This window comes from Pseudomonas sp. PSPC3-2 (assembly GCF_049897085.1).
GTDB classification, from domain to species: domain Bacteria; phylum Pseudomonadota; class Gammaproteobacteria; order Pseudomonadales; family Pseudomonadaceae; genus Aquipseudomonas; species Aquipseudomonas paraveronii.
The window spans coordinates 50,020-63,580 of record NZ_JAFCVO010000005.1; the positions used below are offsets into that span (position 1 = coordinate 50,020).

Annotated in this window: 7 protein-coding genes and 1 pseudogene; 7 read left to right on the forward strand and 1 reads right to left on the reverse strand. The window is 62.0% G+C overall.

The window, feature by feature from the left end; translation table 11 throughout:
* Positions 1-51: 51 nt before the first annotated feature.
* The 7 genes and pseudogenes from ACP7CJ_RS10400 to hemE all read left to right on the forward strand — a co-directional run.
* Positions 52-1,305: pseudogene (locus ACP7CJ_RS10400) on the forward strand (type IV pilus secretin PilQ); the annotation flags it as partial.
* A 4-nt stretch (positions 1,306-1,309) separates the two neighbouring features.
* Complete coding sequence (gene aroK / locus ACP7CJ_RS10405) at positions 1,310-1,828, forward strand: shikimate kinase AroK (RefSeq protein WP_024072964.1); 519 nt, start codon at positions 1,310-1,312, stop codon at positions 1,826-1,828.
* Positions 1,829-1,953: 125 nt separating this feature from the next.
* Positions 1,954-3,054 (forward strand): 3-dehydroquinate synthase, encoded by a 1,101-nt coding sequence (aroB, locus tag ACP7CJ_RS10410; protein ID WP_276195948.1) that lies wholly within the window; start codon positions 1,954-1,956, stop codon positions 3,052-3,054.
* Positions 3,055-3,064: 10 nt separating this feature from the next.
* The gene (locus ACP7CJ_RS10415) at positions 3,065-4,627 is read left to right on the forward strand and encodes an SPOR domain-containing protein (RefSeq protein WP_276195949.1); all 1,563 of its coding nucleotides are present in this window, start codon (positions 3,065-3,067) and stop codon (positions 4,625-4,627) included.
* 351 nt (positions 4,628-4,978) lie between these two features.
* Positions 4,979-9,424 carry a glutamate synthase large subunit gene (gene gltB, locus ACP7CJ_RS10420; RefSeq protein WP_276195950.1) on the forward strand — a complete coding sequence of 1,482 codons (4,446 nt, stop codon included), beginning with the start codon at positions 4,979-4,981 and terminating at the stop codon, positions 9,422-9,424.
* 32 nt (positions 9,425-9,456) lie between these two features.
* Positions 9,457-10,875, forward strand: a complete 1,419-nt coding sequence (locus ACP7CJ_RS10425; RefSeq protein WP_426100465.1) for an FAD-dependent oxidoreductase — start codon at positions 9,457-9,459, stop codon at positions 10,873-10,875.
* A gap of 240 nt (positions 10,876-11,115) precedes the next feature.
* On the forward strand, positions 11,116-12,183 hold the full coding sequence (gene hemE, locus ACP7CJ_RS10430) for a uroporphyrinogen decarboxylase (RefSeq protein ID WP_276195951.1): 1,068 nt from the start codon (positions 11,116-11,118) through the stop codon (positions 12,181-12,183).
* 48 nt (positions 12,184-12,231) lie between these two features.
* On the opposite strand, the gene ACP7CJ_RS10435 is transcribed toward hemE, so the two are convergent.
* Positions 12,232-13,500 carry an MFS transporter gene (locus ACP7CJ_RS10435; RefSeq protein ID WP_276195952.1) on the reverse strand — a complete coding sequence of 423 codons (1,269 nt, stop codon included), beginning with the start codon at positions 13,498-13,500 and terminating at the stop codon, positions 12,232-12,234.
* Between the last annotated feature and the right edge of the window lie 61 nt (positions 13,501-13,561).

Genomic DNA, 13,561 nt, shown 5'->3' on the forward strand with positions numbered 1-13,561 from the left:
CGTGTGGATCTGATCCAACTGCCGCCCCCCGGCAGCGCGGCATCAGGCACCTATACCGGCGACAAGCTGAACCTCAACTTCCAGAACATCGAGCTGCGCGCTGTATTGCAGCAGATTGCCGATGTGGCGGGCCTGAACCTGGTCGCCAGCGACGATGTGCAGGGTTCGATCACCCTGCGGCTCAAGGGCGTGCCTTGGGATCAGGCGCTGGACCTGGTGTTGCAAAGCAAGGGGCTGGACAAGCGGGTAAAGGCCGGCGTGCTGTTGGTGGCGCCCGCCGAAGAGTTGGCCGCGCGCGAACTGCTGACGCTGGAGGCGCGCAAGCAGATGGCCGAACTGGCGCCATTGCGTCGCGAGCTGCTGCAGGTCAATTACGCCAAGGCTGCGGACCTGGCCAAGTTGTTCCAGTCGGTGACGGGCCTTGAAGGCACCACCGATGAGCGTGGGTCGGTGGCGGTGGATGACCGCACCAATAACATCATTGCCTACCAGACCGGCGAGCGCCTGGAAGAGCTGCGACGCATCGTGGCGCAGTTGGACATTCCGGTGCGCCAGGTGATGATCGAAGCGCGGATTGTCGAGGCCAATGTCGACTACGACAAAAGCCTGGGCGTGCGCTGGGGAGGGCAGGTCAATCGCGGTAACTGGGGCGCCGGTGGTGTCCAGCAACCCCCGGCGCCAGGGACGGAGCCTGTGGACAATCCGCCCAGTGCGCCCTTCGTCGACTTGGGCGCGCTCACCGGCACTTCCGGCCTGGGTATCGCGTTTATCACCGACAACCTGCTGCTGGACCTGGAACTGACCGCCATGGAAAAAACCGGCAACGGCGAGATCGTCTCGCAGCCCAAGGTGGTCACGTCCGACAAGGAAACTGCACGCATCCTCAAGGGCACCGAGATTCCCTACCAGGAGTCCAGCTCCAGCGGTGCAACCTCGGTGTCGTTCAAGGAGGCGTCGCTGTCCCTGGAAGTCACCCCGCAAATCACGCCTGACGACCGCGTGATCATGGCGGTGAAAGTCACCAAGGATGAGCCGGATTATCTGAACAAACTCAACGACGTACCGCCGATCAAGAAAAACGAGGTCAACGCCAAGGTGCTGGTCAGGGACGGCGAGACCATCGTCATTGGCGGAGTTTTCTCCAATACCCAAAGCAAAGTGGTAGATAAAGTGCCATTTTTGGGCGATGTGCCGTATCTTGGCCGCCTTTTCCGGCGCGATGTGCTGGCGGAGAAAAAATCCGAGCTGCTGGTATTCCTGACTCCACGTATTATGAATAACCAGGCGATTGCTGTGAGTCATTGATTCTGTGCGAAATTTGATTCTTGTAGGACCGATGGGCGCTGGAAAAAGCACCATCGGCCGTTTGCTGGCCAAAGAGCTGCGCCTGCCATTCAAAGACTCCGATAAGGAAATTGAATTGCGCACGGGCGCCAATATCCCGTGGATCTTCGATAAGGAAGGCGAGCTGGGCTTTCGTGACCGTGAGCAGGCGATGATTGCCGAGCTGTGCGGCTGCGACGGCGTGGTCTTGGCGACCGGCGGCGGTGCCGTGATGCGCGAGGAGAACCGCCGGGCACTGCATGCCGGTGGTCGGGTGGTCTATTTGCATGCGTCGGTCGAGCAGCAGGTAGGGCGCACCGCGCGCGATCGCAATCGCCCACTGCTGCGCACCGCCGACCCGGCGAAAACCCTGCGGGATCTGCTGGCGCTGCGCGATCCGCTGTATCGGGAAATCGCCGATCTGGTGGTGGAAACCGATGAGCGGCCACCTCGGATGGTGGTGCTCGACATTCTTGAGCGCCTGCAACGGCTGCCACCCCGTTAAAGCCAGGCCCGAAATGCGCTATTCTCGGCGGCGCGTTATTACCCTGTGGGGTGTGGCGTAGAGCCATCAGGCGACGTCGGATCGCGACATTGCCGGTCGTTAATACATCTTCAACGCGGGGACACATGCAGACACTTAAGGTTGATCTAGGCGAGCGCAGCTATCCGATCCATATTGGCGAAGGTCTGCTGGACCAACCCGAGTTGCTCGCACCGCATATTGCCGGTCGGCAAGTGGCGATCATCTCCAATGAAACGGTCGCGCCGCTGTATCTTGAGCGTCTGAGCCGTAGCCTGGCGGCGTATTCGGTGATCTCCGTGGTGCTGCCCGACGGCGAAGCCCATAAGAACTGGGAAACCCTGCAACTGATTTTCGATGGCCTGCTGGCCGCACGCCATGATCGGCGCACCACCGTGGTCGCCCTCGGTGGCGGCGTGATTGGTGACATGGCCGGTTTTGCAGCCGCCTGTTACCAGCGCGGCGTGGATTTCATCCAGGTGCCGACCACCCTGCTGTCCCAGGTCGATTCGTCGGTGGGTGGCAAGACCGGCATCAACCATCCGCTGGGCAAAAACATGGTGGGCGCGTTCTATCAGCCCCAGGCCGTGCTGATCGACACCGCGACCCTCAACACCCTGCCACCGCGCGAACTGTCGGCGGGCTTGGCGGAAGTCATCAAGTACGGGCTGATCTGTGACGAACCGTTCCTGACCTGGCTGGAAGAACATGTCGACGCTCTGCGCGCGCTCGACCAGGTGGCGCTGACCGAGGCGATCTCGCGTTCCTGCGCCGCCAAGGCGCTGGTGGTGAATGCCGACGAACGGGAGTCCGGCGTTCGGGCCACCCTGAACCTGGGCCACACCTTCGGCCATGCGATCGAAACGCACATGGGCTATGGTGTGTGGTTGCATGGGGAAGCCGTAGCGGCTGGCACAGTGATGGCATTGGAGATGTCGCAACGCCTGGGCTGGATCAGCGCCCAGGAGCGGGATCGTGGCATCCGCCTGTTCCTGCGCGCAGGATTGCCGGTGATCCCGCCTCAGGAGATGACCGAGGCGGATTTCCTCGAACATATGGCGATAGACAAGAAAGTGATCGACGGTCGACTGCGACTGGTGCTCCTGCGTCGCATAGGCGAAGCGGTAGTGACCGACGATTATCCGAAAGAGATTTTACAGGCCACGCTGGGAGCGGATTACCGCGCCCTGGCCCAGCTTAAAGGTTAATAAGAGCCCGATGACTAGTTTGCATGCCGACGAGGCGTTCCTCGGCCATTACCAGTTAAGCCACGACCCTTTTGCTCCACGGGTACCTGGTTTCAAATTTTTCCCTGCGCAGCGCAAACCGGTGCTCGGGCAATTGCATCATCTCGCGCGCTACAGCCAGCTGTTGCTGGTCGTCACCGGCCCGTTGGGCAGTGGCAAGACCCTGTTGCGCCAGGCGCTGGTCGCCAGCACCAACAAGCAATCGGTCCAAAGCGTGGTGGTGTCGGCCCGTGGCGCCGGTGATGCGGCGGGTGTGCTGCGCCAGGTGGCCCAGGCCCTGAATGTTTCCAGCGCCGAGCCGAATGCGATCCTCAAGCAAGTGGTGCAACTGGGCCTGACCGGCCAAGAAGTCTACCTGCTGGTGGATGACGCCGAGCAGCTTGACGAATCTGCCCTCGAAGCGCTGCTGGCGCTGGCGGCGGGCACGCCCGAAGGTCGCCCCCATGTGTTCCTGTTCGGTGAATCGTCCCTGATCGCCGCTCTGGAGCAGATCAGCGGCGAGCAGGAGCTGTTCCACGTCATCGAATTGCAGCCGTATGAAGAGGAAGAAACCCGCGAATACCTGGCGCAACGTCTCGAAGGCGCCGGGCAGGGCATCGAACTTTTTTCCGCTCAGCAGATCTCTGATATTCACGAAAGCTCCGACGGCTGGCCTGGCACCATCAATCAGGTCGCCCGGGATGCCATGATCGAAGCCATGATTGCCAGCCGCTCTGCGGTTAAGCGTCCAAAGATGGGGTTCACTATGCCTAAGAAGCACGTATTGGCTATTTCCGCCGTTGTCGTGGTCGCTGTCGCCGCTGCCTGGTTGATCCCGGGTCGCAGCAAGGCACCGACCACTGCTGGCGCGCCAACCGAACAGGCGCAGTTGCCACTGGGTAAACCGACGCCAAATGTCGAGTTCGCCAACTCCGGCCAACCGACCAGCCTGCCGATGGTCGGCCAGCCTGTCATGCGTGGCCCGCTCGCCGAAGCGGCCGGCGGTATCTCCGAAGGCGACGACGGCGTGCCGGTGGAAGGCTCCAGCGCCGTACCGCCGACCGTGACCACCACCGCGCCACCTGCGGGCGTCCCCGCCGGTCAACCGGCGGCAAAACCAACGCCTGCGCCTACGGTCGCGACTGCCAAGCCGGCGCCCGTCACCAAACCGGTCGCACCAGCGCCAGCACCTGCCGCCAAGCCAGCACCGGCGCCCGTCACCAAGCCGGTTGAAAAACCCGTGACCGTTGCCAAGGCCGGCGCCACCGGCAGCAGTTGGTACACCGGCCAGCCTAGCGGTAACTTCGTGGTGCAGATCCTCGGCACCAGCTCCGAAGCCAACGCTCAAGCCTTCGTCAAAGAGCAGGGCGGCGAGTACCGTTATTTCAAGAAAGTGCTCAACGGCAAGCCGCTTTACGTGATCACTTACGGCAGCTTCTCAAGCCGTGCTGCCGCCGATACCGCTATCAAAGCCTTGCCAGCGAAGGTTCAGGCTGGTAAACCTTGGCCTCGCACTGTTGCCAGCGTTCAACAAGAACTGGCAGCAACTCGCTGAAGATCCGGCGGCCTTACCCAGGCCGCCCTCCCGGCACCTCAAAAAAAACCGCAAGTGCGTGCAGCCTTCAAGGCCGCGCGCGTTGTGGTGTCTGCGTCACAGTGGCTTTTGAGTCGTAGCGGTCAAAATTAAAAAAGTTTTGACTAGCACAGCATATCGCTTTAAACCTTTCATAAATGCGACATAGATTTGCGACATCTCGTCGCTAAATTTGTGAGCGTCTGTGTCGGTGTGTACAATGACCTCCCTTTTGCCCCTGCAAAGCCGACGAACGTTCGGCGTGGAAGGTAACTGGTTGAATTGAAAAGAAATTTGCCTCGATATAAGAGGCAGCCTGGTGAGAAAGCGTCTATGAAAGCAGGTCTGTACCAACCCGATGAATTCAAGGATAACTGCGGTTTCGGCCTGATTGCCCATATGCAGGGCGAGCCCAGTCATACCCTTTTGCAAACGGCCATCGAGGCCCTGACCTGCATGACCCACCGTGGTGGGATCAACGCCGACGGCAAGACCGGTGACGGGTGTGGCTTGCTCATTCAAAAGCCCGACCTGTTCCTGCGCGCTGTCGCCAAAGAACATTTCGCGGCCGACCTGCCCAAGCAGTACGCGGTGGGCATGGTGTTCTTCAACCAGGACCCGGTCAAAGCCGAAGCCGCTCGCGAGAACATGAACCGCGAAATCCTCGCGGCCGGCCTGCAACTCGTCGGCTGGCGCAAAGTGCCGATCGACACCAGCGTGCTCGGCCGCCTGGCCTTGGAGCGCCTGCCGCAGATCGAACAAGTGTTCATCGCGGGCGACGGCCTGAGCGACCAGGACATGGCGATCAAGCTGTTCACATCGCGTCGTCGCTCGTCCGTGTCCAATGCCGCTGACACCGACCACTACATCTGCAGCTTTTCGCACAAGACCATCATTTATAAAGGCCTGATGATGCCGGCGGACTTGACCGCCTTCTATCCGGACCTGAGCGATGAGCGCCTTCAAACCGCAATCTGCGTGTTCCACCAGCGCTTCTCCACCAACACCTTGCCGAAATGGCCGCTGGCCCAGCCATTCCGCTTCCTCGCCCACAACGGCGAGATCAACACCATCACCGGCAACCGCAACTGGGCTGTGGCCCGTCGCACCAAGTTCGCCAACGATTTGATGGACCTGGAAGAACTCGGCCCGCTGGTCAACCGCGTCGGCTCCGACTCCTCCAGCATGGACAACATGCTCGAACTGATGGTCACCGGCGGCATCGACCTGTTCCGTGGCGTGCGCATGATCATTCCGCCTGCGTGGCAGAACGTCGAGACCATGGACCCCGATCTGCGGGCGTTCTATGAGTACAACTCGATGCACATGGAACCGTGGGACGGCCCGGCCGGCGTGGTCATGACCGACGGCCGCTACGCGGTGTGCCTGCTCGACCGTAACGGCCTGCGCCCGGCGCGTTGGGTGACCACCACCAACGGTTTCATCACCCTGGCGTCGGAAATCGGCGTATGGAACTACCAGCCGCAAGACGTGATCGCCAAAGGCCGCGTCGGCCCTGGGCAGATCCTTGCCGTTGACACCGAAACCGGGCAGATCCTCGACACCGATGCGATCGACAACCGCTTGAAGTCGCGTCATCCGTACAAGCAATGGCTGCGCAAGAACGCCCTGCGCATCCAGGCAACCATGGAAGACAACGACCACGGTTCGGCGTTCTACGACATCGACCAGCTCAAGCAGTACATGAAGATGTACCAGGTCACGTTCGAAGAACGCGACCAGGTGCTGCGTCCGCTCGGCGAGCAAGGCTACGAGGCGGTCGGCTCGATGGGCGACGACACGCCGATGGCCGTGCTGTCCCAGCGCGTGCGCACGCCATACGACTACTTCCGCCAGCAGTTCGCCCAGGTGACCAACCCACCGATCGACCCGCTGCGTGAAGCCATCGTGATGTCCCTGGAAGTGTGCCTCGGTGCCGAGCGCAACATCTTCCAGGAATCGCCTGAGCACGCCTCCCGCGTGATCCTCAGCTCGCCGGTCATTTCCCCGGCCAAGTGGCGCTCGCTGATGACCCTGGAGCGCCCAGGCTTCGACCGTCAGATCATCGACCTGAACTACGACGAGAGCCTCGGCCTTGAAGCCGCGGTGCGCAATGTCGCGGACCAGGCCGAAGAAGCCGTGCGCGCCGGGCGTACCCAGATCGTGCTGACCGACCGTCACATTGCACCGGGCAAGCTGCCGATCCACGCCTCCCTGGCCACCGGCGCGGTCCATCACCGCCTGACCGAAAAAGGCCTGCGCTGCGACTCCAACATCCTCGTGGAAACCGCCACCGCCCGCGACCCGCACCATTTCGCGGTGCTGATCGGTTTCGGCGCCTCGGCGGTGTACCCGTTCCTCGCCTATGAAGTGCTCGGTGATCTGATCCGTACCGGCGAAGTCCTGGGCGACCTCTACGAGGTGTTCAAGAACTACCGCAAAGGCATCACCAAGGGCCTGCTGAAGATCCTGTCGAAGATGGGCATCTCCACCGTCACCTCCTACCGTGGCGCGCAGTTGTTCGAGGCCATCGGTCTGTCGGAAGAAGTCTGCGACCTGAGCTTCCGTGGCGTGCCGAGCCGCATCAAGGGTGCGCGTTTCGTCGACATCGAAGCCGAACAGAAAGCCCTGGCGGCCGAAGCCTGGAGTGCGCGCAAGCCGATCCAGCAAGGCGGCCTGCTCAAGTTCGTACACGGTGGCGAATATCACGCCTACAACCCGGACGTGGTCAGCACCCTGCAAGCCGCCGTGCAGCAGGGCGACTACGCCAAGTTCAAGGAATATACCGCGCTGGTGGATAACCGCCCGGTGTCGATGATCCGCGACATGTTCAAGGTGAAAACCCTGGATACGCCGCTGGACATCAGCGAAATCGAACCGCTGGAATCGGTCCTCAAGCGCTTTGACTCCGCCGGTATTTCCCTGGGCGCCTTGTCGCCCGAGGCCCACGAAGCCCTGGCCGAAGCCATGAACCGCCTGGGTGCGCGTTCCAACTCCGGCGAAGGCGGTGAAGACCCGGCGCGCTACGGCACGATCAAGAGCTCGAAAATCAAGCAAGTGGCGACTGGCCGTTTCGGTGTAACCCCCGAATACCTGGTCAACGCCGAAGTGCTGCAGATCAAAGTCGCCCAGGGTGCCAAGCCCGGTGAGGGCGGCCAACTGCCAGGCGGCAAGGTCAACGGTCTGATCGCCAAGCTGCGTTATGCGGTGCCGGGCGTGACCCTGATTTCGCCGCCGCCGCACCACGACATCTACTCGATCGAAGACTTGTCGCAGCTGATTTTCGACCTTAAACAAGTCAACCCGCAGGCCCTGGTCTCGGTGAAACTGGTCGCGGAAGCCGGCGTGGGCACCATCGCCGCCGGTGTGGCCAAGGCCTATGCCGACCTGATCACCATCTCCGGCTACGACGGCGGCACCGGCGCTTCGCCGCTGACCTCGATCAAGTACGCCGGCGCACCGTGGGAGCTGGGCCTCGCCGAAACGCACCAGACCCTGCGCGGCAACGACCTGCGCGGCAAAGTCCGCGTGCAGACCGACGGCGGCCTGAAAACCGGCCTCGACGTGATCAAGGCCGCCATCCTCGGCGCCGAAAGTTTCGGCTTCGGCACTGCGCCGATGATCGCCCTGGGCTGCAAATACCTGCGCATCTGCCACCTGAACAACTGCGCCACCGGCGTCGCCACTCAGAACGAGAAGCTGCGCAAGGATCACTACATCGGCACCGTCGACATGGTGGTGAATTTCTTCACCTACGTCGCCGAAGAAACCCGTGAGTGGCTGGCCAAACTGGGCGTGCGCTCCCTCGAAGAGCTGATCGGCCGCACCGATCTGCTGGACATCCTCGAAGGCCAGACCGCCAAGCAACAACACCTGGACCTGACGCCGCTGTTGGGCAGCGATCACATCCCGGCAGACAAGCCACAATTCTGCCAGGTGGAGCGCAACCCACCGTTCGACAAAGGCCTGCTGGCCGAGAAGATGGTCGAGATGGCCACTTCGTCGATCAACGACGCCAGCGGCGGCGAATTCAGCATGGACATTTGCAACTGCGACCGCTCCATCGGCGCACGCATCTCCGGCGAAATCGCGCGCAAGCACGGCAACCAGGGCATGGCCAAGGCGCCGATCACCTTCCGCTTCACCGGCACCGCGGGCCAGAGCTTCGGCGTGTGGAACGCCGGCGGCCTGCACATGTACCTGGAAGGTGACGCCAACGACTACGTGGGCAAGGGCATGACCGGCGGCAAGCTGGTGATCGTTCCGCCTAAAGGCAGCGTCTACAAGACCCAGGACAGTGCCATCATCGGCAACACCTGCTTGTACGGCGCCACCGGCGGCAAGCTGTTCGCCGCCGGTACGGCCGGTGAGCGTTTCGCCGTGCGTAACTCCGGTGCCCACACGGTGGTGGAAGGCACTGGCGATCACTGCTGCGAGTACATGACCGGGGGCTTTGTCGCGGTACTGGGCAAGACCGGTTACAACTTCGGTTCGGGCATGACCGGCGGTTTCGCCTACGTGCTGGACCAGGACAACTCCTTCGTCGATCGGGTCAACCACGAGTTGGTCGAGATCCAGCGGATCAGCGGCGAAGCGATGGAATCCCACCGTAACCACTTGCAGCACGTGCTGGACGAGTACGTCGAGGAAACCGGCAGCGAATGGGGTCGTAACCTCGCTGAGAACCTTGATGATTACCTGCGTCGTTTCTGGCTGGTCAAGCCCAAGGCTGCCAACCTGAAATCGTTGCTTTCCAGCATCCGTGCCAACCCGCAGTGATATGCGCCTGAAGAGTTTGATGAGGTTTTAACATGGCTGAACGTCTGAATAACGACTTCCAGTTCATCGATGTCGGGCGCAAAGATCCGAAGAAGAAACTGTTGCGTCAACGCAAGAAAGAGTTCGTGGAAATCTACGAACCCTTCAAACCCCAGCACTCGGCCGACCAGGCCCACCGCTGCTTGGGGTGCGGTAACCCGTATTGCGAATGGAAGTGCCCGGTGCACAACTTCATTCCCAACTGGCTGAAACTGGTGGCCGAGGGCAACATCCTCGCCGCCGCCGAGCTGTCGCACCAGACCAACACCCTGCCGGAAGTCTGCGGCCGGGTGTGCCCGCAGGACCGTCTGTGCGAGGGTGCTTGCACCCTCAACGACGGCTTCGGCGCGGTGACCATCGGTTCGGTGGAGAAGTACATCACCGACACCGCCTTCGCCATGGGCTGGCGCCCGGACATGTCCAAGGTCAAGCCGAACGGCAAGCGCGTCGCGATCATCGGCGCGGGCCCGGCGGGTCTGGGCTGTGCCGACGTGCTGGTGCGTGGCGGCGTGACCCCGGTGGTGTTCGACAAGAACCCGGAAATCGGCGGCCTACTGACCTTCGGTATCCCCGAGTTCAAGCTGGAAAAAACCGTCCTGAGCCACCGTCGCGAAGTGTTCACCGGCATGGGCATCGAGTTCCGCCTGAACACCGAAGTCGGCAAAGACGTGACCATGGAGCAACTGCTCGCCGAATACGATGCCGTATTCATGGGCATGGGCACCTACACCTATATGAAAGGCGGCTTTGCCGGTGAAGACCTGCCGGGCGTGCACGACGCGCTCGATTTCCTGATCGCCAACGTCAACCGCAACCTGGGCTTTGAAAAGTCGCCGGAAGACTTCGTCGACATGAAAGGCAAGAAGGTCGTGGTGCTGGGCGGTGGCGACACCGCGATGGACTGCAACCGCACCTCGATCCGCCAGGGCGCCAAGTCCGTGACCTGTGCGTATCGTCGTGACGAAGCGAACATGCCGGGCTCGCGCAAAGAGGTGAAGAACGCCAAGGAAGAAGGCGTGAAATTCCTCTACAACCGCCAGCCGATCGCGATTGTCGGTGAAGACCGCGTCGAAGGCGTGAAGGTGGTCGAGACCCGTCTCGGCGAACCGGATGCCCGTGGCCGTCGCAGCCCTGAGCCGATCCCGGGTTCCGAAGAGATCATCCCGGCCGACGCCGTGGTCATCGCGTTCGGCTTCCGCCCAAGCCCGGCGCCGTGGTTCGAGCAGTTCCAGATCCAGACCGACAGCCAGGGCCGCGTCGTCGCCCCGGAACAAGGCCAGTACAAGCACCAGACCAGCAACCCGAAAATCTTCGCCGGTGGCGACATGGTGCGCGGCTCCGACCTGGTAGTAACGGCGATCTTCGAAGGCCGCAATGCCGCCGAAGGGATCCTGGATTACCTGCAGGTCTAACCCATTTCATCTTTGAAATGTGGCCAAAATGTGGGAGGGGCTTGCCCCCGATAGCGGTGGTTCAGTTAAAGATACTGAGACTGACACACTGCAATCGGGAGCAAGCCCCCTCCCACATTTGGTTTTGATGTGCCCAAGAGATTGTCGTAAATCAACGCGATAGAAAAAAGGCACGGCTCATCCCGTGCCTTTTGCGTCGCGCTCTGAGAAAATGCCCGTACTTTTTTTGCGGATGCCGACATGACTGCCCTCAAGAACGACCGTTTCCTTCGTGCCCTGCTCAAGCAGCCCGTTGACGTCACCCCTGTATGGATGATGCGTCAAGCCGGTCGCTACCTGCCGGAATACCGCGCCAGCCGCGCCCAGGCCGGTGACTTCATGAGCCTGTGCATGAACCCGGAGTTCGCCTGCGAAGTCACCCTGCAGCCGTTGGACCGCTACCCGGAACTGGATGCGGCCATCCTCTTCTCCGATATCCTCACCATTCCTGACGCCATGGGCCAAGGCCTGTACTTCGAGACCGGCGAAGGCCCGCGTTTCAAGAAAGTCATCAGCACCCTGGCCGACATCGAAGCGCTGCCGATCCCGGACCCGCACAAAGACCTCGGTTACGTGATGGACGCCGTCAGCACCATCCGCCGCGAGCTCAATGGCCGCGTGCCGCTGATCGGCTTCTCCGGCAGCCCCTGGACCCTGGCCACCTACATGGTCGAAGGCGGCTCGTCGAAAGACTTCCGCAAGACCAAGGCCATGCTCTACGACACCCCACAGGCCATGCACTTGCTGCTGGACAAGCTGGCGCAGTCGGTCACCTCTTACCTCAACGGCCAGATCATGGCCGGCGCGCAAGCGGTGCAGATCTTCGACACCTGGGGCGGCAACCTGTCGTCGGCGGCGTACCAGGAGTTCTCCCTGGCCTACATGCGCAAGATCGTCAGCGGCCTGATCCGTGAACACGAAGGCCGTAAAGTGCCGGTGATCCTGTTCACCAAGGGCGGCGGCCTGTGGCTGGAAAGCATCGCCGATGTCGGCGCCGATGCCCTGGGCCTGGACTGGACCTGCGACATCGGCGAAGCCCGCCGCCGCGTCGGCAACCAGGTCGCGCTGCAAGGCAACATGGACCCGACCGTGCTGTACGCCAAGCCGGAAGCCATCTGCACCGAAGTCGGGCGTATCCTGGCCAGCTACGGCAAGGGCAGCGGGCATGTGTTCAACCTGGGTCACGGCATTACGCCGGAAGTGAACCCGGAACATGCCGGCGCGTTCCTGCGTGCGGTGCATGAGTTGTCGGCGCAGTATCACGAGTGATTGGCGCGCAATAAAAAACGCCCGGCTTATGCCGGGCGTTTTTGTTTGTCAGGCCGTTTGCAGCGGCGCCAGTTTCGCCAGCTTCAGCGCCACCAGCAACGCGCCGATCAACAGTGCGACGATGAACCCACCAATCCCGTTCCACCCGGCGAAGTGCCAGAAGAACCCACCCGCGGTGCCGGCAACGCTCGACCCCGCGTAGTAGCAGAACAGGTACAACGACGACGCTTGCCCCTTGGCCTTCACCGCGCGGCGGCCGATCCAGCTGCTGGCCACCGAGTGGGCGCCGAAGAAGCCGAACGTGAACACCAGCATGCCGGGTATCACCAGCCACAGCGGGGTGAACAGGGTCAGGACGATGCCGGCAAGCATCGACACGATGGTGGCCCACAGCACGCGGCGGCGGCCGAGGCGGTCGGCCAGGGAGCCGATTTTCGCCGAGCTGTAGATGCCCGAGAGGTACACCAGCGACAGCAGACCGACCACGGCCTGGCTCAGGTCATACGGGTCGGCCAGCAAGCGGTAGCCGATGTAGTTGAACATCGTCACGAACGCGCCCATCAGCAGGAAGGCCTCGAGGAACAGCCACGGCAGGCCCGCGTCCTTGAAGTGCACGACAAAGCCGTCCACCAGGCTGCGCGGCTTGAGGCTACTGGCGCGGAAGTTGCGCGATTCGGGGAGGATTTTCCAGAACACCGTCGCGGCGATCAGGGCCAGGGCGCCGATGATCAGCATTGCCGTGTGCCAACTGACGAAGTCGATCAACACACCAATGATCAGCCGCCCGCTCATGCCGCCGATGGCGTTGCCGCCGATGTACAGGCCCATGGCGAGGCCGATGTGCTGGGGGTGGATCTCTTCGCTCAGGTACGTCATCGCCACGGCGGCCAGGCCACTCAGCGACAGCCCCACCAGCGCGCGCATCAGCAAAATCCCTTCCCAGCTCGGCATCAGGCCGCTGGCGATGGTGGCCAGCGCGGCGCAGAACAACGCGGCGACCATCACCGGCTTGCGCCCCAGCGTGTCGGAAATCGGCCCGGTGATCAGCAGGCCCAGGGCGAGCATCGCCGTAGACACCGACAGCACCAGGCTGCTTTGCGCCGCATTGATGGAAAACTCGTGGGACAACGCCGGCATCATCGGCTGCACGCAATACAGCAGGGCAAACGTCGCGAACCCGCCGGAGAACAGCGCCAACACGGTGCGCATGAACATCGGCGTGCCTTTTTCGATGTACGCGTCATTGAGCTGCGCCACGACCTCATCCAGGGCGGTCGGCGGGACTTCTTGAGCGAATGGAGCGACAGCAGATTTCACGGGGACCTCGGGGAGGAAAAGCCTGCCAGGACCGGCAATCTGAAAAAGAATATAGCTGCCT

Coding starts and splice junctions, on each gene's coding strand:
- aroB (WP_276195948.1), top strand. CDS start 1,954: ATGCAGACACTTAAGGTTGATCTAGGCGAGCGCAGCTATCCGATCCAT.
- ACP7CJ_RS10415 (WP_276195949.1), top strand. CDS start 3,065: ATGACTAGTTTGCATGCCGACGAGGCGTTCCTCGGCCATTACCAGTTA.
- gltB (WP_276195950.1), top strand. CDS start 4,979: ATGAAAGCAGGTCTGTACCAACCCGATGAATTCAAGGATAACTGCGGT.
- ACP7CJ_RS10425 (WP_426100465.1), top strand. CDS start 9,457: ATGGCTGAACGTCTGAATAACGACTTCCAGTTCATCGATGTCGGGCGC.
- hemE (WP_276195951.1), top strand. CDS start 11,116: ATGACTGCCCTCAAGAACGACCGTTTCCTTCGTGCCCTGCTCAAGCAG.